Source organism: Haloferula rosea, from assembly GCF_016595525.1.
Taxonomy (GTDB): domain Bacteria; phylum Verrucomicrobiota; class Verrucomicrobiia; order Verrucomicrobiales; family Akkermansiaceae; genus Haloferula; species Haloferula rosea.
Map to the genome: position 1 here is coordinate 125,030 of NZ_JAENII010000001.1, position 25,010 is coordinate 150,039.

A 25,010-nucleotide genomic window follows, 5' to 3' on the forward strand; every position below is an offset into this window, starting at 1 on the left:
ATGATCCAGCGTGTCGAAGGCTCCCAGTCCAATCTGTTTGAGGAATCCAGTGACGGAAGCACGAAACGGGGGGCGGCGAGGAAGGACGGTAAGAAGAGGGCGAGTTCGAAGAAGGCCCAGGCCGTGGAGTTCGGACTCAAGGCACCCTCCCAGGTGGTGAAGAATTTCGTGCTGGATACGAATGTCCTGATTCATGATCCGGGCTGTTTGAATCGGTTCAAGGAGCACCACCTGTGCATCCCGGTGGATGTGCTTGCGGAGCTCGACCGATTCAAGTCCGAGCAATCCGAGCGTGGAGCGAATGCGAGGCGGGTGCACCGTCAGCTGACGGAGTTGTTTTCCAGTTCGACGGCGATCACGGCGGGTGTGCCCACGGAAGGTGGCGGCACGGTACGGATGGTGATCTACGATCCCACGGCCTGTCCGAAGAACTCGGAGATGCTGAACCATTTCCACCGGGTGTTCCCGGACCGGGAACGTGTCGACCACCGCATCATGGCGGCGACCCTGCTGCTGATGGAGCACAACGCGGCCCCCGTGATCCTGGTTACCAAGGACATCAATCTCCAACTCAAGGCTCGTGCGGTCGGGATCGACTGTGAGGACTACCTGAACGACAAGGTGGACCCGCGTGAGGTGACGACGTACGACATTCGTCGTATCCCGGTGGATCCGGCCGAGATGCAGCGCTTCGCCAGTTCCGGCGAACTGGTGCTGCCGCACGAGCGGCGTCAGGAGGTGGTGTTGAATCAATACGTGCTGCTCGAGGCTTCCGAGAAGCAGACGATGCCGGCGCGGCTTGCGAGCGAAGGCCGGTTGGTGAGGCTGCAAATTCCGGAGGCATTGAAGATTCCGGACGGGATCGCGCTGAAGCCGCTGAATCTGGGTCAGCGCTGCCTGATCGACGCCCTGCTGAATCCCGAGATTTCCCTGGTGACCTGCTACGGTCATGCGGGAACCGGCAAGACGCTGGTGGCGGTGGCGGCGGGGCTGCACGAGATGTTCAACCGCAAGTACACCGGGCTGACGGTCAGTCGTCCGGTGGTGGCGATGGGCGAGCAGCTGGGCTTCCTGCCGGGCACGATGGAGGAGAAGATGAGGCCCTGGCTTCAGCCGATCCATGACGCGCTGGACCTGCTGATGCGTCCGCCGAAGGCCACGGGGCCACGCCGGAAGCAGAAGCCGGGTGCGGAGAACACGGCCAAGAAACCTTACGAAGAATTGCTGGAGCAGGGGATCATCGAGGTCGAGGCGCTTGCCTACATCCGGGGGCGTTCGATTCCGAACCGGTTTTTCGTTCTGGATGAAGCGCAGCAGCTGACCCCTCAAGAGGCGAAGACGGTGGTGACGCGCATGTCGCGCGACTCGAAGCTGGTCCTGGTCGGGGATCCGGCACAGATCGACAACCCGTATGTCGACAGTCGGAGCAATGGTTTGGTCTACACCCGCAATCGACTCAAGGGGCTGCCCTTTGTGGCGCACGTCCCGCTGAATCGAGGCGAGCGGTCTGAACTGGCTGAGGCTGGAGCGACACTTCTCTGAGAAATCCTTCAAGATCAGCCATCCGTAAGGCGCTGCGTTTGACAGTTCCGGTTCGGCTGGCTTTACTGACGCCGTTGAGAAGGCGATGGACAGCACTGGGCCTTTGGCTTGTGACGCTCTTGGTTTCAGGATGCGGCTGGACCAGTCGTGATGGCTGGAAGGGGGCTATCGATCATCAGATCGGCCAACTGGGCTATCGGAACTGGATTGTGCTGGCGGAGGGTTCGTTCCCTGCGCACAGCCGACCCGGAACGAGGCAGGTGAATACCTACCAGTCGATTCCTGTCGTGCTCGACGAGGTGCTGCGCTCGCTTGAGAAGACCGAGCATGTGCGGCCGAGGATCTATCTGCCGACGGAGATGCAGATGGTGGAGAATGATTTCGCGCCGGGGATCGACGAGTATCGGACCCAGCTCAAGGCGGCTCTTCATGGTCATGAGACGATGGAGATGGAGCATGCCTCCATCGTGACGCTGATGAATGACGCGCAGAAGAGTTTCGACGTGCTGGTGCTGCGCACGACCAGCGCGCTGCCGTATTCGAGCGTGTTTCTGGAATTGCAGCCCGGATACTGGGACGGAGAATCGGAAGCGCGGTTGAGGGAGCGGATGCGCAGGTAGTCGCGGGAAAGTCTGGTGTCTGATCCCGAGTCGACGCAGCTTGGCGCCGCAGATGAAAAAGGACGATGAAATCCGGGCTGAGCGGGAGAGCGCATGGATTGGAGATGCGGTGTTGGCGCTGTTTGCACGGAGCTGGGTGTTGCGGGAACGGGGCCGGATGGACGGCGACTGGTTCACCCGGTTGACTTCCAACGACTTCCTGAGTGCCCTCGGGCCACCGACCCAGGTTGAGGCGAAGATTGGCGCGATTTATCGGGAGGAGGGCCTGGAGGCTGCCTTCGCATGGATGGATGAGGAACTGATCCCCCGTCTGAAGAAGCAGATGGCGAAGCAGAGGTAGCCGGGGAGAGCGGGAAGGGGGATCGCGGCATGAAATGCCGTAAAACACGCGGGAAATCTGCAATTCCGCGGTTTTGAGTATTGCCTGATAATCAGGAAATACTGCATATTTCCGGCAGTTCGTACCTCGGGACAGGCGCGGAATCAATCGGGACAACATTCATGGATAGAAGCGTTTGCCAGCCGGGCTTGGTGATCGCCTGCGGAGGAACCGGAGGTCATCTCTTTCCGGGTCTTGCAGTGGCGGAGGAGTGGAGTGCGCGCGGAGGGCGGGTTTTGCTGCTGGTGTCCGAGAAGAAGATCGATCAGGAGGCCTCGCGGAAGTACGACAAATTCCGCTTTGAGACGATTCCGGCCTTGCCCAAACCGGCGACATTTTCGCCCAAGATGCTGCCGTTCGTGTGGAATGTGCTGCGGACCATCGGCCAGTGCAAAGAGATCCTGAAGGACTTCGGTGCGGATGCGGTTCTCGGCATGGGCGGATTCACTTCGCTGCCCCCCGTGGTGGCGGCGAAGAGGATGGGGCTTCCTGCCTTTGTGCACGACTCGAATGCCTTGCCAGGGAAGGCCAACCGCGTGACCAGCCGCTGGTGCAGCGAGGTCTTCGTGGGGCTGGAAGCGGCGCGGAAGCATTTCCCGGGCGTGAAGACCGTGGTGACCGGAACGCCGGTGCGCGACGAGTTGCGCAGCCTACCGACCCGGGAGGATGCTGCGAAGGAGTGGGGGCTGGATCCCGCGAAGCCGACCATTCTCGTGATGGGCGGCAGCCAAGGGGCGCGCAAACTGAATTCCATTGTGGCTGAGGCTTTCGGGGCAGGTGCGGAACACGCGGACCTCCCTCAAGTGCTGCATATTGCTGGCCCCGGGGACGAGGAGCGGGTCCGTTCCGAGGCCGGTGGCCGTGAGGGTTACCGGGTGGTTGGATTTTGTGATCAGATGCCGGCGGCCTATGCGGTGGCAGATGCGGTGGTGGCCCGTTCGGGTGCCTCGAGCATGACGGAATTGGCTTTCCTTGAACTGCCTTCGGTGCTGGTGCCCTTTCCATACGCTGCGGATGATCACCAGACGGTCAATGCGCGGGTCTTTCATGACGCCGGGGCGGCTTACCTCGAGACGGAGTCCGAGTTGACGTCTGAGGAACTGATCGAGCGGGTCGGCGAGATGCTTGAGCCCGGACGACGCTCCGACATGGTGGCAGCGACCCGTCGGCTGGCGGTTCCGGATGCGGCGGCTGCGATTTGTGATGCCGTTGGGACGACGATTGGCTTCGAAGGAACCAAGAAGGGCGAGGGAGGCGCCGAGGCGTCGGCCTGAGCGATGGGGCGATGAGTGATCTTTCCCAGCAGTTGACGGATTTGTCCCGGCCATTGCGGATTCACCTGATCGGTGTGGCCGGTTCGGGGATGAGTGGCCTCGCCCTGTTGTTGATGGGAATGGGGCATCGGGTCAGCGGGTCCGACCGGGTGACGACGAAGGAGACCGAACGGATGCAGGGACTGGGATTGCGCTTTTCCTCTCCGCACACGGCGGAAGCGGTGGAGGGAGCGGATGTGGTGGTGTATTCCTCGGCCATCCGTCCAACCAATGCGGCGCTGGCGGCCGCGCGCGACTCGGGAATCCGCTTGATGAGGCGGGCCGAGTGCCTGGCTGCCATTTTGGCCACCCGCAAGGGGATCGTGGTGTCCGGTACCCATGGGAAGACGACGACGTCCGCCATGGTGGCCCATGCGCTTCGCGAGGCAGGGCTGGAGCCAAGCCACTACGTCGGCGCGGAGATCCCGGTTCTGGGGCAGAATGCCCGTTGGTCGGAAGACGGCGACTGGATGGTCGCGGAGGGGGACGAGAGCGATGGCACGCTGGCTCTCTACCACCCGGCTTGCTCGATCGTGCTGAATGTCGAAGCGGAGCACCTTGACCACTATCGTGACCTTGATGAGATCAAGGACGTCTTCCGGACGCTGCTGTCGCAGACGTCCGGTCCGGTCATCTACTGTGCCGAGGATGAAGGTGCGGCGAGCGTCTGCAGTGATCATCCCCGGGCGGTGAGCTACGGGTGGGAAGGGGCGGATTATACTGCTCGTGAGATCCGCGAGCTGCGGGGAGCTACGGCATTCACCGTATATCGGGGAGATGAACGGCTTGGTGAGGTCGAGCTGGGCATTCCCGGCCGCCACAATGTGCTGAATGCGATGGCCGCGATCGCCTCGTGCGACCGTGCCGGAGCCGACTTCCTTCTGGTGTCCCGTGCGCTGAACACCTTTGCCGGGGCGAAACGGCGATTTGAGACCCGCTTCCTTTCGAAGAGGTTGCGGTTGGTGGACGACTACGGTCATCACCCCACCGAGATCGCGGCCACGATCCAGACCGCGCGCCAGCTGAAGGCCGGGCGGGTGGTCATTCTGTTCCAGCCCCACCGGTTCACCCGGACCCAGGCACTCGCCGAGGAGTTCGGGAAGGTGCTGGCGGAGGCGGACGAGGTTTTCGTCACCGACGTGTATCCAGCAAGTGAGCTGCCGATTCCGGGAGTCAGCGGGCAGACGATCGTCGATGCGGTGAAGCGACACGGCGGCACCATGGTGGAATCGGTTCCCAATCTGGCGACGGCCCACCACCGGGTGGGCAATTCACTGGACCCCGGAGACCTCCTGATCACCCTGGGTGCAGGCAATGTGCATGAAGCCGGTTCGGCCATCGCCCGAGACGAGAAGATCCTCGAGGACCTGTTGGCTCTGGTTCCTGAGGGTGGGCTGGACGTGAAACTCTATGAGCCGATGCGTCGTCATACCACGATGCTGGTGGGTGGTCCGGCCCAGTTCTGGATCGAACCCCACACCTTCGAGGCCTTCGCGGCGACGACCGAGTATTGCCGTGAGCGGGGCATCGCGGTGCGCGTCATTGGCCGCGGGTCGAATCTGCTGGTGCGCGACGGTGGTATCCGTGGTGCGGTGATTCATCCGAAAGGCGGACAATTCTCCGAATGCTACGTCGATGAGAACGGGCATATGGTCGCGGGTGCCGGAGTGAGGCTGAAGAAGGTGGCGAGTGTGGCACAGGCGGCGGGGATCGGTGGATTCGAGTGGATGGAAGGCATCCCCGGAAATGTCGGTGGAGCGCTGCGCATGAATGCCGGTGCGATGGGGGTCGAGACTTTCGATCAGGTGGTGCGCATGACTTTCCTCGATGAGGACGGCGAGATCCGGGAGCGCCAGCGCGAGGAGATCGAATCATTCTACCGGAATGTTCCGGAACTGCGTCGGAACTTCGCTTTGCAGGCCGTGTTCTGTGGCGAAAAGGATTTGCCTGAGAACATCCAGGCCCGCTGGGATGAGTCCCGTCGCAAGCGTCGCGAGACCCAACCGATTGCCGCGAGTGCGGGGTGCATATTCAAGAATCCTGACGACGTGCCGGCCGGCATGCTGGTGGATCAACTCGGGTTCAAGGGAAGCGGTGACGGCAGTGCCGAGGTTTCGCTTGAGCATGGAAATTTCATTGTGAACCGGGGTGGTGCCAGCGCCGGGGATGTCCTGGCCCTGATTGACCGGATTCGCCGGGAGGCGAAGCGTCAGCGCGGGGTGGATCTGGAAACCGAGGTCAAAGTGATCGGTGAGGATGAATTCAGCTTTTAGAACGATGTTACCTGCCAACCTGAAAATTGCGGTGCTGATGGGCGGACCCGGATCCGAGCGGGAGGTCTCGCTCGCGTCGGGGCGGGCGGTTCTCAAGGCGCTGCTCGGTGAGGGGATCGATGCGGTCGAGGTGGATGTGAAGGATGCGGACTTCGAACTGCCCGAGGGAGTCGGTCTGGCATTCAATGTGATTCACGGAACCTTCGGCGAGGACGGCCAGCTTCAACGAGTGCTCGAACGTCAGGGTGTGCCCTACACCGGGGCGGGTTCGACGAGCAGTGGGGTGGCTTTCGACAAGAACCTCGCGAAGGCCCGGTTCGTGGAGGCGGGTGTGCCGACGCCGGCTTCGGTCGTGGTGGATGCGGTTACGGGAGGGCTTCCCGACATGGAGCTGCCCTACGTGGTCAAGGCACCGTGTCAGGGGTCGAGCGTGGGCGTGCACATCGTCCGAACCGAGGATGAAGCCCGTGCTGCGCTCGACGATGTGAGCCGCTACGGAGCAGAAGCCCTGATCGAGAAATTCGTGGAAGGGCGTGAGCTGACCGTGGCGGTGCTGGATGATCGCCCGTATCCGATCGTGGAGATCGTGGCTCCGGACGGGGTTTACGACATGTCTAGTAAATACCCCTGGCTGAGTGGTGGCGAGGGGAGTCAGTATTTCTGTCCTGCGGCTCTGGACGAGGCCACGGCGACCCGGGTTCAGCAGGCTGCGCTTGCGGGGCACCGATCGCTCGGGATCGAGGTATACTCGCGGGTCGACGTGCTGCTGGATGCGGACGGGAATCCTTTCGTCCTGGAGGCCAACACCATTCCGGGGATGACGGAGACGAGCCTTTTGCCCAAGAGTGCGGCGGCGGCGGGAATTCCGTTTGCCGAATTGTGTGTGAGGATCGCGGAGCAATCCTTGGAACTTGGAAAGAGATGAATGAGCTCGAATCCATACCAGTCCCCTGTCGAGCACGGCGATCCGGATCGGGCGATCCGACCGGAGCGAGGGCGCGGCATGGCCGTGGCCAGCCTGGCCCTTCTGATCGCGGGCACCTTGGCTTCGGGGGTGGTGGTCGTCGCGATGACCCGAGCATTTGGAATCCTGGGGATGACGGGCAAAGCGGATCCGTCGGAGTTGGCGGCCGCCATTTCCGGTGTGATGTGGATCAGCCTTGTCGGGATGCTTTTCACACTGGTTGGAGGGATTCTCGCGGCCATCAGCTTGTTCGGAGAAGGCAATCGCGAGCGTTGGTTCTTCGCTCTGGGCATGTTCACCTTTGTCCTTCAGTTGGGAACGCTTCCACTCGGAACGCCCATCGGGCTGGTTCTGCTCTTCGGCGGCTTCCTGAGATGGAGGGAGTTTCATCCAAGCCCGGTCTCCGCATCCCCTGATCAGTAGTTTTTCTCATGTTCAAACGCCGCACATCGAAAGTCCGCCAACGCCGTCAGGTGAGGGTGCTGCGTGCGAGTGTGATGTCGCCACGGATCTTCTGGTATGATTTCCGCAAGGCCCTCTGGGGATGTGTCCGGTTGTTGGTGATCCTTGCCCTGGTCGGTGCGGCGGGATGGGGGGTGTGGCGAGGCGTAGAGGTCGGTCTGCTTGAGAACGAGGAGTTCAAGCTCCGTCAGATCGTGCTCAATGAGAACACGGCGCTCGATGAGATCCGGCTCCTTGACGTTGCCGGCATCGATCTGGAGGGGAGTCTCTTTGATTGTGATGCGGACGACATCCGCAAGTCGTTGATCAGCCTGCCGGAAGTGGCGGCTGCCAAGGTGAAGTGCAATTACCCGGGGACGCTGGAGGTCACGGTGGCGCCGAGGACTCCTTTCGTGTGGGTGGCCTGCGAGTCGCAGTCGATCCCGCCGCGGGACTTGGCGAGGGGCTTTCTGGTCGATCGGAGCGGACACCTTTTCCGTTGCACCCGGGGACTGTATGAAACGGCGCGGAAGCTGCCGGTGATCGAGATCCGTGACGGCGGTGCCTCCTTGAAGGCCGGCGAGGTGATTGATCATCCCGACTTCGCGCGTGGGCTTCGGTTGTATCGGACGGCTCTGGATTTCTCCGCCGATGCGGTGGAGTGGGTGGACACCATCCGGCAGCACAAGGCCTGGGGAAGCAAGTTGGTCACCCGGGACGAGATCGAGGCGACCTTTGGTCACGAGCATTTGAGGCGACAGATGGAGGATTTTCTTGCAGCGGTCGGTCATGCGCGTGAGAAGGGCGACCGGATTGCGACGATTCAGCTGATTGGGAAACGGAACCTGCCGGTCACCTTCCACGAGGTATCGCCCCCACGTGCGATTCCCGTGCCCGAACCCGCCCCGGAGACTCCCGCCGAAACCGACATCAGCCGGCTCCTCAATCGCTGAGACAGTTTTTCCCCTACAGAAGCAACACCATGGCACGAACCAAGATCCACGTCGGACTCGAAATCGGCACCAGCAAGATTTGCATGGTGGTCGGTGAGGTGAAGTCGGATGGCTCGGTGAAAATCCTGGGCGTCGGGCAATCGAAGTCCGTCGGGGTGCGCAAGGGGGAGATCTATGATTTCCCGCAGGTCCGCGCCTGTGTGAAGGATGCCCTCGTCAAGGCGGAGGATGCCAGCGACGTGGAAATCGGCAGTGTGTTCCTATCGGTGACGGGAGCCCACATTCAGGGGGTCAATCACCTGGGAAGCTATCGCCTTCCCGACAACGAGGACACGATCGAACCGGAGCACGTCAAGGAGGCCAAGGAGATTGCCCGGGCAGTCGCCATTCCCCAGGACCACGTTTACATTCACCACATCATCCGTCGATTCGGGGTGGATGGATTTCATCACGCTGCAAGCCCGATCGGCCTGACCGGCCGGACGGTCGATGCGAATTTCCACATTGTGCACGGGATCCGCTCGCGGATTGAGAACCAGATCAAGTGTGTGCGTGAGATGCCGCTCGATGTGGACGATCTGGTGTTCGCGCCGATCGCCACGGCACAGGTCGCGCTGGATCGCGAAGCCCGCGAACGCGGTGCGTTGGTGATCGACATCGGAGGAGGCACCACGGACTACGCACTCTATAGCGACGGGATGATCGAAGCGACGGGATGCATTCCGGTCGGTGGGGATCACATCACCAATGACATTCACCTGGTCACGGGTCTGCCGTTTTCGAAGGCCGAGACCCTGAAGGTCCGCGAGGGGGATGCGTCGGGGGATTCCGCGCGATCCGTGGGTGTGGTGAAGCTGAGCGATGAGAAGGGTTTCGCGGAGGCGGAGGTAAAGCGTCAGTTGCTCAACGACATCATCCGCCAACGACTTGAGGAAACCTTGGGCCTGCTGCGGCGGCGTCTGCCTGACGGGGCGATCGAGCGGATCGGCACCGGAGTGTTTCTCTCCGGTGGCACCAGTCTGATGCGTGGCTTCGGTGAGCTCGCTCATGAGGTTTTCCAGCGCGACATTTATCGACCTGAGCCGCCCGAGTTGAGCGGTGTGCAGGCAAGTTTCAAGGATCCCCAGTTCACGACGGCCCTGGGGCTGATCCGCTATGCGCAGATCGTCGAGAGCGATCGTGCGCCCAAGCGCGGGCTGCTTTCCAAACTTTGGCCATTTTCCCGTTGAGTTCGACCCACCACCACCACAGTCATGATTGAGTTCCCACGCGACCCGCAGAATAGCATTCCCACCTCCTCCGTGAAGATCGTCGGGCTCGGAGGAGCCGGGGCCAACATGCTTGATCGAGTGGCTCTGGATGGCCTCGAGGGGGCCGAGTTGCTTGCACTGAATACCGACATCCGGACGCTTTCGGGATCGGTCGCTGGCGAGCAGATCCAGTTGGGCCGGAACCTGACCAAGGGTCTGGGAACTGGCGGTGACCCTGAGTTGGGAAACAAGGCCGTGCAGGAGGCTGAAGACGAAATCCGGGCCTCGATCAAAGGGCGGAAGATTGTCTTCATTTGTGTCGGCCTGGGTGGAGGAACCGGCTCGGGTGCGGCTCCGATCGTGGCACGAGTCGCCCGTGAAGAAGGGGCGTTCGTGGTCATGTTTGCGACGATGCCATTCGTGTTCGAAGGCATGCGCCGGAGGGAACAGGCCGAGACCGCACTCAACGAACTGGCGGTGCTGTCCAACGCTCTGGTGACTTTTGACAATGGACGCATGGGTGAACTGGTTCTCGCAAAGCAGGGGATTCATGAGGCGTTCGCTGCAGCCGACCGGATGATTTCCGAGAGTATCAAGGCGGTGGTCCGTCTGGTGGTGCGGCCGGGTTTGATCAACGTGGGGCTCGATGACCTGATGACGGCCTTGCGGACGACGCGCTCGCGCTGCCTCTTTGGTTCGGGGATCTCAAGGGGCAAGGACCGCGCCCAGAAGGCTCTGCGCAATGCCCTGGATAGTCCACTGTTGGACAAGGGGGCGCTGCTTGAAGATGCCCAGTCCGTTTTGGTTCACCTCTGTGGTGGCGAGGATCTGACCCTGTTCGAGATCGAACTGCTGATGGAAAGCCTGAGCAAGCATGTGCCGGCGAAGGCGCACGTCCTGTTCGGGGCCGCGGTCGATCCGACGATGGAGGATCAACTTAGCATCACCCTCGTCAGTTCGTTGCCGGAAGAGCGCTTGAGAGCGCTTCCCACGGAAGACAAGGACCGGGCCAAGGAAGAGCGCTCGCTGGAGCCATCAATGGGATTCGCTGCTCCCACCGAGCCGAAGGTCGAGGCCAAGGTGGAACCCGAACCGGAACCCGAGCCGGAATGGGTCCAGGAGCCGATTGAAATCCTTGCTCCCGATCCTGAGCCTGAGCCTGAGCCGGAGGTGGATTCCAAAGAGGAAGAGATCGCTTCCGATTCAAAGGAAAGTGAGCCGGTTCCAGAGCCGGAAGTGGAGGCCGAACCTGAACCTGAGCCGAAGGCAGCAGAGACGTCGGAGCCGGAGGAGGCTGCCTTTTTCGCGGAACCTGAGGAAGGATCCGATGAAGACCTGGAGCCAGAACCCGAGCCGGAGGATGACGATGAGATTCCATTTGCCGAGCCGGGTCCTGAACCGGTGAAAACGGGCAAGCAATCGGGCAAGTCCTCGAGTTCTACGGCGGACGATGACCTCTTCGGTGGCGATGTGGGAGGCGGGAAGGCACAGAGCGAACTGAGTCTCGATGGCGGCCCGAAGGGACGCTTCGAGGGCGCTGATCCGAGCATGATCGATGGCGAAGACCTCGATGTGCCGGCTTTCCTCCGCAAGAAACGTCACTAAGACGAGAGTCGTCTCGTATTAAAAATGGACGGCCCCGCCAGCTCGCGCCGACGGGACCGTCTCCTCCCCAAAGAATGATGAACAGCTCGTTGTCACTTTGCTGTGTCCCAGCAGTTGCTGAAGACGTGAGGACTCTGTCATCAGAATAGCGCCCGGACAATGGGGGGTCTTACGCAGATTGGGCCCGGCTGAAGGGGTGATTTCGACCCTGGTTTGAAGAGTCCGCTTGCAATACGTATAGCTACGTAGTGTTGTAGGCGTTAGGAAGTGTAGGAAATCCCCCTGATATCGTGTTTACCCAAGACTACTTCGACCTTGCTCTGCAGGTCCAGCATGCCGACAGCTTCGATCGGCTCTCCGAGCTGTTGACCGAGAAGCTGCCGAAGCTGATCGGGGGGGATGGTGCCTTGATCTTCGTCACGTGCAACGGCCACAATGTCGAGGAGGTCCACGGCAAGAACGCTTTTGCCCAGGAGGCAAAGCAGCATGTGGGCAGGATCAACCAGTTGTTCTCCATTCATCCGCTGGCTTCGAAGGTGGACCTGGCCAATCCGGGAGAGCTCGGCCTTTCCGTCAGGGAGTATGTGAGCAAGGAGGAGTACATGGACTCCGAGTTTCTGAAAGCGGTCCATCAGAAGTCCGGCATGGAGGATGGACTCTTCGGTCTTCTCGCCCACGGAAATGACCGGACGACCCTGCTGTTCGTCATCAAGCACAAGGGGAGCTTCTCCCTCGAAGAGAGACAGACTTTCGACGCCTTGCTGCTGACGGCCCGATCGGTCGCCAGACTGATTGCCAACGAGAACGTCGGCCGTCAGATCCGGCAGTTCTACCTGCAGCACTCCTCGCAGTCGGCGCAGGCCCTGTTCCTGGCGAAGGAGAAGCGGGATGTGCTTCCCTTCAATCACTGCGCCTTGCGGCTCTCCGAGAATTGGTGGTCGGAAGATGATCCGGTATTCACTCTCTCACCCGACGATCAGGCGACGCTGGCCGAGGGCCTGAAGAAGGCGTGGAGCGATCCCTTGTCGACCTGCTTCTGTGAGGTCGAGCTGAACGTCGGAAGTGGAAGGCAGAAGGTGAATGCCCTGCCGACCATGGAAGGGGAGGCGTGGCTGATTCTCTGCCTTGTCGAGCAGGATGCGGTGGCCGAAGGCGCCATCCAAGCGCTGTTGACCCGGCGTCAGCGCGAGATCATGGAGTGGATCGCCGAAGGGAAGACCAGCGCGGAAGCCGCCATCATCCTCGATATCAGTCCAAGGACGGTGGAGAAACACCTCGAAGCGGTCTTTCAGCGTCTTGGCGTTGAGAACCGGATCACGGCGGTCCGCCGCTACCTCGAGCTCAGGTCCGGTCAGGTGGTGGTGTAACCTAGCCATGGCCCGAGCCACTTCTCGGCTTCCCCGACCGTCCAGCCCTTGCGGTGGGCGTAGTCCTCGATCTGATCCTTCTGCAGTTCGCTGATCGCGAAGTAGTGGCTCTCCGGATGGGAGAACAGGAGGCCGGAAACGGCGGCTCCCGGATGCATCGCGCAGCTCTCGGTCAGGGTCACGCCGGTCTTCTCCGGTGCATCTAGTAGATCAAAGAGGACAGGCTTCTCCGTGTGGTCCGGTTGGGAAGGGTATCCCGGTGCCGGGCGGATGCCCTGATAGACCTCCTTGATCAGCTCGTTGTGGTTGAACTCGTTCGGTCTCTCGTATCCCCATTCGACGCGTGCGCGGTGGTGGAGCAGTTCGGCGAATGCCTCGGCGAGCCGGTCGGCAATGGCCTTGATCATGATGCCCTTGTAGGGGTCGGTTTCGGCCTTCTCGACCTCATCGGCCCATTCGTGGGCACCGTGGATGCCGACGACGAAGCCTCCGAGGTAGTCGGGATTCGCTTCAGCTGCCGCCGGGGCGACGTAGTCGGCGAGGGCGAAGTGGGGTTTGTCGGTGCTCTTCTCGATCTGCTGGCGCAGGGTGTGGAAGGTCGCACGCTTTTTACTGCGTGTTTCGTCGGTCCAGATGGTGATGTCGTCGCCCTCGGAATTGGCGGGGAAGAACCCGTAGACGCCGCGGGCGGTGAAGCGCTTGTTGGCGATGATGTCTTCCAGCAGTTCCTCGGCGTCGGCGAAAAGCTCCTCGGCTTGTTTGGCACCTTCCTCGTTGCGGGTCTTGAGCACCTTGGCTTCACGATCCCACACGCCACGCAGCTCCCATGCGTGGAAGAAGGGAGTCCAGTCGATGTAGTCGGCAAGCTCGCGGAGCGATTGGTTGTCCATGACCCGCGTGCCGGTGAATGCCGGTTTCGGTGGGGTGTAGGACGCCCACGGTTGGGACGGAACGAAGCGGTTGGAGGTGGCTTCTGCGTAGGGAATCGTCGGCTTGTCCTTCTTGTTGAAGTTGGCGCGGAGCTTCTCGTGCCGCTCGTTGTTCTCCGTGATGAATTTCTCCCGCCCATCCTCGGACAGCAGGGTGGTGGTCACGGGTACGGAGCGCGAGGCATCGAGCACGTGGACGATCGGCCCGCTGTAGTGCTGGGCGATCTTCACCGCGGTGTGGGCGGCGGAGGTGGTGGCCCCTCCGATGAGGACGGGAATGTTCATCCCACGACGTTCCATTTCCTTCGCCACGTGGATCATCTCGTCGAGTGAGGGGGTGATCAGTCCCGAAAGCCCGATGACGTCGACCTGCTTCTCGACCGCGGTGTCGAGGATCTTGTCGCAGGGCACCATCACGCCCATGTCGATGACCTCGAAGCCGTTGCAGGCGAGGACAACCCCGACGATGTTCTTGCCGATGTCGTGGACGTCGCCCTTGACCGTGGCCATCAGCACGCGGCCGGCGGTGAGGGTTTTCTCAGCCTTGATACGCAGTTCGCCATCAGGGAGTCCGGGGTGGGTGTCACGCAGGCTCTCGATGATGCTGAGAATCCTGAGCTCCTTCTCCTTCTCCATGAAGGGCTCGAGGTAGGCGACGGACTTCTTCATCACCCGCGCGGACTTGACCACCTGGGGGAGGAACATCTTGCCGGCACCGAACAGGTCGCCAACCACGCCCATGCCGTCCATCAGCGGGCCTTCGATGACCTTGAGCGGCTTGTCGTACTGCTGGCGGGCCTCTTCGGTGTCTTCGACGATGTAGGTGTCGATGCCCTTGAGAAGAGCATGCTCCAGACGTTTCTCGACGGGCTCCTTCCGCCAGGCGAGATCCTCCACCTTGGCTTCCTTCTTCACGCCCTTGTATTCCTCTGCGAGGTCGAGCAGGCGCTCGGTGGCATCCGGGTCACGATTGAGAAGGACGTCCTCAACTGCCTTGAGCAGCTTCGGCTCGATCTCATCGTACACTTCGAGCATGCCGGCATTGACGATGCCCATGTCCATGCCGGCCTTGCCGGCGTGGAAGAGGAAGGCGGAGTGCATGGCTTCCCGCACCGGATTGTTGCCGCGGAAGGAGAACGATACATTCGAGACCCCACCGGAGACCTTGGCGCCGGGGAGGTTCTCCTTGATCCACCTCGTTGCGTTGAAGAAGTCGACGGCGTAGTTGTTGTGCTCTTCGATGCCGGTCGCGACGGTGAGGATGTTGGGGTCGAAGATGATGTCTTCCGGGTTGAAGTCGACCTCATCGACCAGGATCCGGTAGGCACGTTCGCAAATGCGGATCTTCTCTTCGTAGGTGGCGGCCTGCCCCTTCTCATCGAAGGCCATGACCACGGCGGCGGCTCCGAATTTCTTGATGGTCCGGGCATTCTTCTTGAAAGCCTCCTCACCCTCCTTGAGCGAGATCGAGTTGACGATGCCCTTGCCTTGGAGGCACTTCAGGCCGGCCTCGAGGATTTCCCATTTCGAGGAGTCGACGGTGATCGGCACCTTGGTGATGTCCGGCTCGGATTGAACCAGATTGAGGAAGCGGGTCATCATGTCGACGCCGTCGATGAGGCCGTCGTCGAAGCAGATGTCGATCACGGGAGCGCCGTTGTCGACCTGCTGACGGGCGACAGCGAGGGCGTCCTCGAGCTTGCCTTCCTGCACCAGCTTGCGGAAGCGCGGCGAGCCGGCGACATTCGTCCGTTCGCCGATCATGAGGAAGTTCTTGTCGTCCGTGTGGTTGTAGGCATCGGTGCCGGAGAGGCGCAGCAACTGCTCGTTCTGCGGAATCTTCCGCGGCTCCACATCGCGGACACCTTTGGCGATTTCGGCGATGTGTTCCGGGGTGTTGCCACAGCAGCCGCCGGCGAGGTTGATGAACCCGGACTTCGCGAAGTCACCCAGGTGGCCGTTCATGTCCGGCGGAAGCATGGGGAAGCCGGTGGGTGACAGCGGATCGGGCATGCCGGCGTTCGGATAGCAGGAGACGAAGGTCTCGGCGACCTGCGACATCTCTTCGATGAATGGCCGCATCTGGTCCGGGCCAAGCGAGCAGTTGAGGCCGACGGCGAGGGGCTTGACGTGGGCGACGGCATTCCACAGGGCTTCGACCTTCTGGGCGGAGATCATGGTTTCTCCACCCATGCCGACGGCGGCGGAAATGATGATGGGAAGCTTGAAGCCGTCTTCTTCGAACACGTCCTGAGCGGCGACGAGAGCGGCCTTCGAGTTCAGCGCATCGAAAATGGTCTCGACCATCAGAATATCGACACCGCCTTCAACGAGTGCGCGGATCTGCCGTTTGTAGTCTTCGTATACCTGGTCGAAGGTCACGCTACGGAAGCCGGGATCGTTGGCATCGACGGCGGCGTTGTTCAGGCCGACGGTCATCGGTCCAATGGCACCGGCGACGTAGCGGGGGATGCCGGTGTCGTTGGCGACCTGGTCGGCGACCTTGCGGGCAAGCTTGGCGGACTCGATGTTGATCTCGGCGGCGAGGTCTTTGAGAAAGGCATTCTCAAGGACCTTCTGATAGAACTCGGGATCCTTGCGTCCGGCGCCCGTCTCGCGTGGGTCCTCGACGAAGAATTCGCTCTGGGCGATCGAGGTGCCGGAGAAGGTATTGGTTTCGAAAATGTCGGACCCGGCTTCGAGGAAGCGTTTGTGGATGTCGGCGATGACATCGGGGCGGGTGAGCGAAAGGATGTCGCCGTTGTTGAGGAGGTCCTTTTCGGTGTCCTTGAAGCGTTCACCACGGGCGTCCTTTTCTTCCAGGCCATAGCCCCGAATCGTGGTTCCCATGGCCCCATCGAGCACGAGGATTCGTTGTTCCAGAGCTTTGGTCAGATCGGCGGTGGCGTCGGGGCGCGGCATGCCGGAAAACTAGGCAGATCGAGCCCTTGAGCAAGAGTCAAATCATCATATCGCGATTTGATGATGGGTTGTGGAGTAGGGTTCTTTGTCGTCTTGCCTAGGTGGAGTCGGCGATTGAGGTAGTGGGCTTAGATCGCTACTTTGCCGCTGAACTCTGATGAGGGCTTCTTGTGACAATTGTGGCCAAGCCGAGCGCCGCGCCTTTGCTTCGAATCTGGATTTCGAGCAGCTGGACCGCCGATTCAGGGTCGCCCCCACTTTCCTGAAGGTCGGCGAGGTTCAGGCGGTGCCCCGAGAACCACGATTCCGACTCTTCGGGCGGATCGGCTGGCTGACCCAACGAGAAGCAGTGCCTTTCCACACCTTGTGGAAGTGCACGCAATGCTCGCAAGTGTGGATGTTGAGCGAGCCGGATATGGCGTGGCGTGGGTTCTTCCTCCGGGTCGAGTGACTGCCTGCGGTCGGTTTGCCTAACGGGTCACGATCCTTGCCTGGAATTCGATCAGGTCGTTGACAAGATGACCGGCGAGTCGGTGGAAGTAACGGGATGAGCCGTAAATGATGCCCCAGCGGGTGCGGTCGATGGAGAAGCTGGCCTGCGCGGCAGCCTTTCCCTTGGGGGTGATGCCGGTGGCCGCGGTGATTTCAATCATCTCGGTGACGCCCCGCAGTGTGAGATCCGCGCGGATCCGGAGGTTCGGTGAACCGGGAGTGGCTACGGGCAGTGATTCGGCGGATTGGATGGTGAGCTTGCACTCGGGGTGTTCGGAGACATCGAGAAAGTCATGGTCCATCAGGTGCTTGATCAGGATGTCGTGGCCTGGGGAACCGTCGAGATCGGCGCACTTGAGTGAGTTCAGATCGAAGATGATTTCACCGCCGTCGAGTTGGCCCTGGTCGAAGTCGAGATGGCCGGAGGTGATCTCAATGGTTCCGTGATGCTTGTTGAGGAGATTTCTTCCAAGCCACTCGAGCCGGCACTCATCGAGGTCGAGTTCGTGCGAGCCATCGGGCGATGGCGCCTCTTCCGGCAACGGGGTTCCTCTTTCAAGGGGGTGACCGGCATCTTTCCATGCTTCGATGCCACCTTCCAGCACCAGAAGGTCGCTGTAGCCGGCCCGCTCCAATTTTTCGAAAGCCATGGCCGCTTCCTGGCTTTCTCCGTTGGCTCCGTAGATCACGATGGCCTGATCCTTGTCGGTCAGCGACTCCGCGAGACGCTCGTGGAACGCGACCTCAAAGACGGCGTTGCTGATCGCACCGGGAAGGTGGGCCGCTTCATGGTCGTCGGCCAGGCGGACGTCGAGAAGCGTCGGAGCGACGGATTGGGTGAGCGATTCAGCCAGCTCGGCGGGTGCAATTTCCTTCATTCCAGCACCCTGCATCAGGAAGCGGCAGGCGCAAAGCAGGAGTGGTGACGGATTTGCCCGCTGGGCGGATCACTGGCCCATCTGCCGGAGAAATTGCTGGGAGGGTTGGTGGTCGGGGGCGCGCCTGAGGGCCTCGCGGGCCGCGCTGATGGCCTGCTCGACCTGTCCGAGGCGGATCAAAATGGTCGCCTGGGCGTAGGGCGGATCCGGGTTGGTTGGGTCGGTGTTGGCGGCCTGTTGGAGGCTGGCGATGGCGTCCTGGGGTTTGCCCTGGCTGTTCTGCAGGAGTCCGAGGTTGTAGTAGGCACGGCTGAAACGGGGCTCGATGCGGACGGCTTCGAGGAGTCTCGCCTCGGCCTTCGCCGGATCACCGAGTTCAGCGTAGGCGAGGGCGGCAAGGTAGGGGATCTCGGCATTCGTCGGGGCAAGCTCGGCGGCTTCGTCGAGCCAGGTGACCGACTCGGCGGTTCTGCCCATGCTGCTGAGGAAGACCGCGAAGTCGCGACGAGGGGCGGGTGATGTCTGATCCCATGCGGCGGCTCGCTTGAACCACTTCTCGGCCTCCGAGAGCTGGCCGAGCTTCATGTGAATGCGGGCCATGCGCATGGCACCGCCGGGTTGATCCGACTGGTGGCGGGCGACTTTCTCAGTCTCGGCGATGACCGGGTGGTCATTGGGGATTCTTTCGAATGCCGCCCATGCTGCCTCGAGGCGAACGGCCCGGAGTTCATCCGTCAGCATCTTCTCCAGAAGCGGGCCGCTGTCTCCACGACGACCGATGAGCATGGCGGCAGCGGCGCGTGCGAGCGGACCACCTTCCTGCGCGGCCACGTTGGTTTGTTTGACGACGCGGCTGTCGCTCGCCCATGGCTCCATGAGGCGGAGCATGGTGGCGCGCCATGCATCGATTTCCTCGGTTTTGTTGACTTCGAGGAGCATGTCGAGCGCGCCTGTCTTGCCGTTCTGGGCGGCGTGCACGGCCCGGGTTCTCTCCCGTTCCGGGCGCTTCATCTTGTCTCCATACCACTTGTCGGTCCACTCGATCTGCCAATCGAGCCCCTTGTCCGAGTGGCAGTCGTTGCAGGCGTTCGGCGTGCCGAGTTCCTTGGTCAGAAGGGGATCGGGGATCGGGAAACGGTGGTCGCTGCGTGGGTCGCGACCCATGTAAGGACGCTTCGGCATGTGGCAGTCGACGCAGCTCGACCCTTTGGTTCCGGCATCGTGGAAGGTGTGTTCGGCTGGATTGATGATGCTGGCACCGTTGGCACCGCCGGCGTGGCAGGTGAGGCAAAGGGCATTGGTCTGGACGGCGATGTCGCCACCGATCGGTGCCGCGGCATGGGGGTCATGACAGTCGAGGCAGGTCACTCCCTTGTGTCCCATCTTGGACATCATGAGTGAGGAGAACTTGTAGATTTCGTCGAGTTGCTGGCCATCAGCGAACCAGAGTCCCGGTTGGCTGGGCAGGGAGAGCGAGTAGTGATCGTAGAAGGAATCACCGATGACGAATTCCTCGTTGAACTCCTCGCGGCGAGCGTGGCAGGTGGCGCAGGAATGCATCCACTGTTCGCGGGTGTATTTCTTGGCGGGGTCGATGATGCACTCGTCCTTGCCGTGGTTCGGCCTTGAGGGGCCGTGACACTGGGCGCAGCCGACTCCTTGTTCGATCCACTCGCCTTTGTAGGCATCGGTCTCGCTGTCGTGGTTCTTCTTGTATCCGGTGAAGTGACAGTAGGCGCACTGCGAGTTCCAGTTCATCCCGCGTTGCGTCCAGTGGCCCCATTCATTGGGACGGCGGTCCTGATCGCCGTAGATGCTGAACCATTCCTTCTTGGCCGGATCCCAAGCGAGATCGGGCACCTGATAGCGGCCATTTCCGGTATCGAGGAGGTACTGGACGAGCGGTGTCAGACCGATGGCCATCGGGGGTGTGCCGGCGATGGGTTTGGCATCCGGGTCGAGCGTGTCTTCCCATTCGATGCGCGGGTTGTCCTTGCCGCCACTGAAGGTCCATTTGGCATGACCCACTTCGAGAGAGAGCTCGGCGAAGGGTTCAAGGTCGAGTTCGCCGCCGGTGTCCCTGTGGGCCAGGGCGTGGTGAGAGTTCTCCCACTCCTTCAACGAATCTTGGTGGCAGGCGATGCACTCGGATGACTTGGCCAGCACCCCGGAGTGAACGGGGGTTGATGGCGGAGTGACGCTTGTCGGGGTGTCCGCTTCCTCGACGCTCGATGCGGTTTCCTGGGGCTTCTCGCATGCGGCGAAAAAGAGGGCTGGGACAATTAAGGAGAAAAGGAAGCGGGCTCGCATCACGGATGAGATATGACACCCCCGGGGAATCGGCCAGCGAATCCCATCACGAAATGCAGGGGCTTCTCCGGGGAAGTCGGGTGATGGCTGAAGCGATCCGGCGGCATTCGGGCCTTCGGGCCTTTCGCTTGCTTCGGGGAGTCAGCCTTTCGGAATGGGCTCACCCTCTCCCTTGGCACTCCAGATGCGGTAGCGGACTTCGACGCCATCCGGGGCGTAGACAACTACCGGCAGCTTGCTGTTGTAGCGAACCAGATAGGGTTCACCACCGACCCGGACGAATTTCTTCACCTTCGGAGTTCCCGGTGCAGGGAGCATCAGGGTGCCGGCCATGGGGCCGAGTTTTGGAAGCTTGTGATACGTATAACCCCATCCCTCAACGACATGGGAGTCAATGACTCCGCCGAAAAAGTGGCGATTGGCTCCGTCCGTCTCGACGGTTTTGCCGAGAATGAGTTCCACCCGGTAGTCCTCTTCCTGCTCCTTGGGTTCCAACTCCAGGGCGTGGCGGACCATGCCCTCCTCCGCTTCCGGGTAAGGTTTCATGTCCACCTCGGCAAAGGTCAGTGTGGTCAGGCTCAAGCAGCAAAGGGCAAGTTGGCGGAGGCTCATGGGTTCAAGGAATGGTCGGGTTTGAAAGGGTATAGGTGGTCGTCGTGGATGACGATGGGTCATCCACGGGGATGGCCGGCAGGGCGGGCTTCTCCTTCACGATTTTGACTGGAGTGCCGACGTTCACGACGCTGAAGAGAACGGGGGCGAAAGGCTTCGGCAGGCGAATGCAGCCGTGCGATGCCGGGGTGCCGGGGTTGGGGATCAAGCCGGCGTGCATGCCGATGCCCCAGTCGGTCAGGCGCATCCAGTAGGGCATGGGAGCCGGGACGTAGTTGCAGCCTGCGGGGACGGGGGTGCTCGGTTGGGCATCGCCATTGACCACATTGCCAAACTCATCCTCGATCCAGCCGTAGGCGTTGGAATACTTGTCGATGACCTTTTCGGTGATCCGGAAGGTTCCTTGGGGGGTGCTGTGCCCCGGTGTGCCTGTGGCGACGTAAGACCAGCCGATCGGACGGCCACCACGGGTGTAGGATGCCCGCTGGGTCTCGAGGTTGATCCGGATCGCCACCTCGCCGGGACCACCGTCGTCATTCCATTCGTAGAGTTGCGGTTTTCGGACCGTGGTCGTCGTGACGGGGCCACACGAAACCAGCGTGGCAAAGGCCACGCTAGCGACGAGAAGGGCGGTGAATCCGCGGGGAGTGGTCATGAGGAGGTTGCAAACCCAACGTGGGAACTGACAAACATTCAAGCACTTCGCGTTCCATGCAACCTCCAAGCCCGGAATTTCAGGGCGCGACGGGGGGTGTCACTTTTCCATGCTTTTCAGGAATTCCACGATCTCCGCGGGCTCGGCGCGTTGGCGGTAGTCGGCCTTGAGGAATGCCCAGCGGATGGTGCCATCGGGAGAAATGATGTAGGTCGCAGCCAGGGGAAGCTTTTCGTCGCCGGCTTCCTTGCCGTTGAATTCGTTCAGGTTGAAGAACTGCTTGTAGAGGTCGCGGACCTTCGGTGTGAGCTTGAAGACCAGACCGTAGTCGTCGGCCACCTCGTGGTTGAGGTCGGTCAGCACCTCGAATTCCAGCTTGTTCTTCTGTTGGGTATCGAGGGACTTGTCAGGCAATTCGGGGGTGAGCGCAACCAACTGCGCCCCGGCTTTCTGAATCTCCGGCAGTTTCTCCTGCAGGGCGGCCAGTGCGATATTGCAGTAGGGGCACCACCCTCCGCGATACCAGGTGAGCACGACCGGCCCCTGCTTCAGCAGCTTGGCAAGCTCGACCTCAGTCCCCTTGGCGTTCTTGAGCGTGAAGTTCGGTGCCTTGTCGCCGACCTTCTTCGCTTGATCCAGAATACCCGAATTGGCCACGGCCTCGATGCCCTTGGCATATTCCGCGCGCACGTCGGCCGGGGCCTTCTTCGCGGACTCTGCGGAGCGGGCTTCGAGTTGTTCCTTCAAGGTGGTCTCGGCATTCATGGCTGGAGCGAGGAGTAGCAAGGTCAGGAGTGATGCGGTCTTCATGGATGGATGGGAGCGTATTCTGGCGCGGGCATTCCCGAAATTCCTGTCCTAGCGAATCCGAGGGTGTTGCGCTTCCCGCTATGCCTTGGCGGTGTCGAGGGCTGGGTAGTCGGTGTAGCCCTCGCGGATGTCGCCCTTGCCAAGGTAGTAGAAACTCTCTGGCTTCGGCTCATTGAGCGGGGCGTTCAGGCGGAAGCGCTCCACCAGATCGGGATTGGCGATGTACTTCTGTCCGAAGGCCACGGCATCGGCCTTGCCCGAGCGGATGGCGGATTCCGCACCGGCTTGATCGAACTGTTCGTTGGCGATGAAGGGGCCACCGAAGGTTTCCTTGATCTCTGGTCCGATCGGCGGTTCCGCGTGGTGCTCGCGCGCCGAGATGAACGCAATGCCCCGCTCCCGGAGCTTCTCTGCAATCTGGAGGAACAGGCTGCGGGGATCGGAGTCTCCCATGTCATGGGCGTCACCGCGTGGTGCGAGGTGAACTCCCACCCGTCCGGGTTCCCAGACTTCCAGAACGGCGTCGAGGGTCTCCATGAGGAAGCGGCAGCGGTTTTCGATGGATCCCCCGTATTCATCGTCCCGCTTGTTGGTGGAGTCCTGCAGGAACTGGTCGATCAGGTACCCGTTGGCAGCGTGGAGCTGGACTCCGTCGAAGCCTGCGGCCTTGGCATTCTCCGCGCCCTTGCGGAAGTCGGCGATGGCCTCGCGGATCTCCTCTTGGGTCAGGGCGTGGGGCGTAGGGAACGGGACTTCCGGACGGATCAGGCTGACGTGGCCTCCGGCCGCGATGGCGCTGGGTGCCACCGGGAGTTGACCGTCGAGGTAGGTGGGGTGGGAAATGCGGCCGACGTGCCAGAGTTGGAGCATCATCAGTCCGCCCTCGGCGTGCACGGCATCGGTGACCTGCTTCCAGCCGTCGACCTGCTCGTCCGACCAGATGCCGGGGGTGTTCGGGTATCCGACACCACGTGGCGTCACGGATGTCGCCTCGCTCAGGATGAGTCCGGCGTTGCTACGTTGGGCGTAGTATTCGGCCATGAGTGGCGTGGGGACCCTGCCCTTGACGGCGCGGCAGCGGGTCAGCGGTGCCATGATGATTCGGTTCCTGAGATCAAGGGATCCGATCCGGGTGGGTTCGAGAAGTGGGGATGACATGATGGAGTGGGATAGAGGGCGTGAGAATGCCGGGTCCGGAGCGACCGGACCCGGCGGTGGAGGGTTCGGCCTGGGCCTCAGTGACTGTGCTCGCCGCTGTGTGGCGTGATGACCAGGTCGAGTTTCAGAACCACCTCGTCGCGGATGAGGTCATCCTTCTTGCCGGCGTATTCGATGCCCCAGTCCTTGCGATTGATGTCGAACTCCGCCTGGACCTTGATGTCCTCGCCATCCTTCGCGGCCGTGGCGGGGAAGGTGATGTTCTTTTCCACACCCCTCAGGTCGAGGTCGCCGGAGATCTGGTATTTGCCTTCAGATTCCTTTTTCACGCGGGTCAGGTAGAAGGTGGCTTTCGGGTGGTTGGCAACGTCGAAGAAATCCGCGGCCTTGAGGTGCTCGGTAAGTTTGTCGTTGTCCGACCAGGTGGAGTTCATGTCGATGTGGATGGTGCCGCCGGTCACTTCGTCCGAATCGCTGATGTGGAGGTGGCCATCGATTTCCTTGAAGCCACCTTCGTGGCTCCCGGTGACTTTCGAACCGACGAAGCTGACCATTGACGCCTCGGTCAAGGAGTAGAGAGGATCCTCCTCCTCACCGTGCGAGTGTGCGGGGTTGTTGTCGGCTTGGGCTTCGGTCACTGTGGCCGTCGCGGTCTTGTCGGCGGGGTTCTCGCAGGAGACGAGGGCTGCGGCGATCAGCCCGGAGGCGATGTAGGAATGTGGTTTCATGGTGTTGTCGTTGATTGGGTTGGTGTTCGTTAGAGTTGAATCGAATGCGGATTCAGGCGAGGTCAAAGAGAAGTGCCTCCAATCCGTCTGCGGAGGCCGTGAATTCCAAGGTCCCCGGGGATTCGGTGGACAGGGCGTCGCCAGGTTCCAGTCGCTCGCCGTTGATCTCGACACCGCCACGGATCACCTGCAGCCATGCGCCCCGGCCGGTGGCAAGCGTGTGGGTGGTGGATTCTCCGGCACCGAGTTGCAGTTTCCACACAGCCGCGTCCTGGGCGATGGCAGCTGAGTTGTCCCGGCCGTCCCCGGAAATGAGAAGTGTCTTCGGGGCGTTCGATTCGTCTCCGCTGGGCTTCCATTCGGTGTAGCGGGGTGTCAGCCCCCGTTGTTTGGGGGTGATCCAGATCTGCAGCATGTGCGTCCCAGCCTTCGGGGAAGGGTTGAACTCGGAGTGGGTCACGCCTGAACCCGCCGACATCACCTGAATCTCCCCGCGGGTGATGGTGCGCTCGTTTCCCATGCTGTCCCGATGGGCGAGTTCGCCTTCGACGAGGTAGGAGAAAATCTCCATGTCGCGATGGGGATGGGTGGGAAAACCGCCCAGGGGGGCGATCCGGTCCTCGTTGATCACTCGCAGCGAGCGGAAGCCCATGTGTTCGGGGTCATAGTAGTTGGCGAAGGAGAAGCTGTGGTAGCTGTCGAGCCACCCGTGTTCGGCGTGGCCTCGTTCGTTCGATCGGCGAATGGTCAGGTCGGTCGTTGTTTGCATGCTTCGATCATGGCAGCGGATCTTGATTCACGCGAATGCC

The 25,010-nt window shown here is 61.5% G+C and carries 20 protein-coding genes; 11 read left to right on the plus strand and 9 right to left on the minus strand.

The window, feature by feature from the left end:
* The 11 genes from JIN81_RS00455 to JIN81_RS19385 all read left to right on the plus strand — a co-directional run bounded on the left by JIN81_RS00455 (window position 1) and on the right by JIN81_RS19385 (window position 12,707).
* On the plus strand, window positions 1-1,542 hold the full coding sequence (locus JIN81_RS00455) for a PhoH family protein (RefSeq protein WP_200275114.1): 1,542 nt from the start codon (window positions 1-3) through the stop codon (window positions 1,540-1,542).
* Between the two features lie 119 nt (window positions 1,543-1,661).
* Window positions 1,662-2,162 carry an RbsD/FucU domain-containing protein gene (locus JIN81_RS00460; protein ID WP_200275116.1) on the plus strand — a complete coding sequence of 167 codons (501 nt, stop codon included), beginning with the start codon at window positions 1,662-1,664 and terminating at the stop codon, window positions 2,160-2,162.
* Window positions 2,163-2,214: 52 nt separating this feature from the next.
* A complete protein-coding gene (locus JIN81_RS00465) occupies window positions 2,215-2,502 on the plus strand; it encodes a ribonuclease III domain-containing protein (RefSeq protein ID WP_200275118.1) in 288 nt (95 codons plus the stop codon).
* A 161-nt stretch (window positions 2,503-2,663) separates the two neighbouring features.
* Complete coding sequence (murG, locus tag JIN81_RS00470) at window positions 2,664-3,815, plus strand: undecaprenyldiphospho-muramoylpentapeptide beta-N-acetylglucosaminyltransferase (RefSeq protein ID WP_200275121.1); 1,152 nt, start codon at window positions 2,664-2,666, stop codon at window positions 3,813-3,815.
* An 11-nt stretch (window positions 3,816-3,826) separates the two neighbouring features.
* The gene (gene murC / locus JIN81_RS00475; protein WP_200275123.1) at window positions 3,827-6,127 is read left to right on the plus strand and encodes a UDP-N-acetylmuramate--L-alanine ligase; all 2,301 of its coding nucleotides are present in this window, start codon (window positions 3,827-3,829) and stop codon (window positions 6,125-6,127) included.
* A 4-nt stretch (window positions 6,128-6,131) separates the two neighbouring features.
* The gene (locus JIN81_RS00480) at window positions 6,132-7,052 is read left to right on the plus strand and encodes a D-alanine--D-alanine ligase (protein ID WP_200275125.1); all 921 of its coding nucleotides are present in this window, start codon (window positions 6,132-6,134) and stop codon (window positions 7,050-7,052) included.
* Window positions 7,053-7,514, plus strand: coding sequence for a hypothetical protein (locus JIN81_RS00485; RefSeq protein ID WP_200275127.1), 462 nt, complete (start codon window positions 7,053-7,055; stop codon window positions 7,512-7,514).
* Window positions 7,515-7,522: 8 nt separating this feature from the next.
* On the plus strand, window positions 7,523-8,485 hold the full coding sequence (locus JIN81_RS00490) for a cell division protein FtsQ/DivIB (protein ID WP_200275130.1): 963 nt from the start codon (window positions 7,523-7,525) through the stop codon (window positions 8,483-8,485).
* A gap of 29 nt (window positions 8,486-8,514) precedes the next feature.
* Window positions 8,515-9,714, plus strand: coding sequence for a cell division protein FtsA (ftsA, locus tag JIN81_RS00495; protein ID WP_200275132.1), 1,200 nt, complete (start codon window positions 8,515-8,517; stop codon window positions 9,712-9,714).
* A gap of 24 nt (window positions 9,715-9,738) precedes the next feature.
* Window positions 9,739-11,340 carry a cell division protein FtsZ gene (locus tag JIN81_RS00500; RefSeq protein ID WP_200275134.1) on the plus strand — a complete coding sequence of 534 codons (1,602 nt, stop codon included), beginning with the start codon at window positions 9,739-9,741 and terminating at the stop codon, window positions 11,338-11,340.
* Window positions 11,341-11,630: 290 nt separating this feature from the next.
* Window positions 11,631-12,707 carry a response regulator transcription factor gene (locus JIN81_RS19385; protein ID WP_200275136.1) on the plus strand — a complete coding sequence of 359 codons (1,077 nt, stop codon included), beginning with the start codon at window positions 11,631-11,633 and terminating at the stop codon, window positions 12,705-12,707.
* On the opposite strand, the gene metH is transcribed toward JIN81_RS19385, so the two are convergent.
* From metH to JIN81_RS00555, 9 genes are all read right to left on the minus strand, one after another.
* Window positions 12,692-16,558 (minus strand): methionine synthase, encoded by a 3,867-nt coding sequence (gene metH / locus JIN81_RS00510; RefSeq protein ID WP_200275144.1) that lies wholly within the window; start codon window positions 16,556-16,558, stop codon window positions 12,692-12,694. The two genes, JIN81_RS19385 and metH, sit on opposite strands and share 16 nt — an antisense overlap.
* Before the next feature lie 470 nt (window positions 16,559-17,028).
* Entirely contained in the window at window positions 17,029-17,928 is a 900-nt protein-coding gene (locus JIN81_RS00520) for a YceI family protein (protein ID WP_200275148.1), read from the minus strand.
* 69 nt (window positions 17,929-17,997) lie between these two features.
* On the minus strand, window positions 17,998-20,238 hold the full coding sequence (locus JIN81_RS00525; protein ID WP_234044389.1) for an ammonia-forming cytochrome c nitrite reductase subunit c552: 2,241 nt from the start codon (window positions 20,236-20,238) through the stop codon (window positions 17,998-18,000).
* 141 nt (window positions 20,239-20,379) lie between these two features.
* A complete protein-coding gene (locus tag JIN81_RS00530) occupies window positions 20,380-20,850 on the minus strand; it encodes an ecotin (RefSeq protein WP_200275153.1) in 471 nt (156 codons plus the stop codon).
* A 4-nt stretch (window positions 20,851-20,854) separates the two neighbouring features.
* Window positions 20,855-21,505, minus strand: a complete 651-nt coding sequence (locus JIN81_RS00535; RefSeq protein WP_200275155.1) for a L,D-transpeptidase family protein — start codon at window positions 21,503-21,505, stop codon at window positions 20,855-20,857.
* A gap of 99 nt (window positions 21,506-21,604) precedes the next feature.
* Window positions 21,605-22,315, minus strand: coding sequence for a peroxiredoxin-like family protein (locus JIN81_RS00540; RefSeq protein ID WP_200275157.1), 711 nt, complete (start codon window positions 22,313-22,315; stop codon window positions 21,605-21,607).
* A 78-nt stretch (window positions 22,316-22,393) separates the two neighbouring features.
* Window positions 22,394-23,473, minus strand: a complete 1,080-nt coding sequence (locus tag JIN81_RS00545) for an alkene reductase (protein ID WP_200275159.1) — start codon at window positions 23,471-23,473, stop codon at window positions 22,394-22,396.
* Window positions 23,474-23,550: 77 nt separating this feature from the next.
* A complete protein-coding gene (locus JIN81_RS00550) occupies window positions 23,551-24,201 on the minus strand; it encodes a YceI family protein (RefSeq protein ID WP_200275161.1) in 651 nt (216 codons plus the stop codon).
* A gap of 52 nt (window positions 24,202-24,253) precedes the next feature.
* Complete coding sequence (locus JIN81_RS00555; protein ID WP_200275163.1) at window positions 24,254-24,970, minus strand: pirin family protein; 717 nt, start codon at window positions 24,968-24,970, stop codon at window positions 24,254-24,256.
* Window positions 24,971-25,010: the final 40 nt, after the last annotated feature.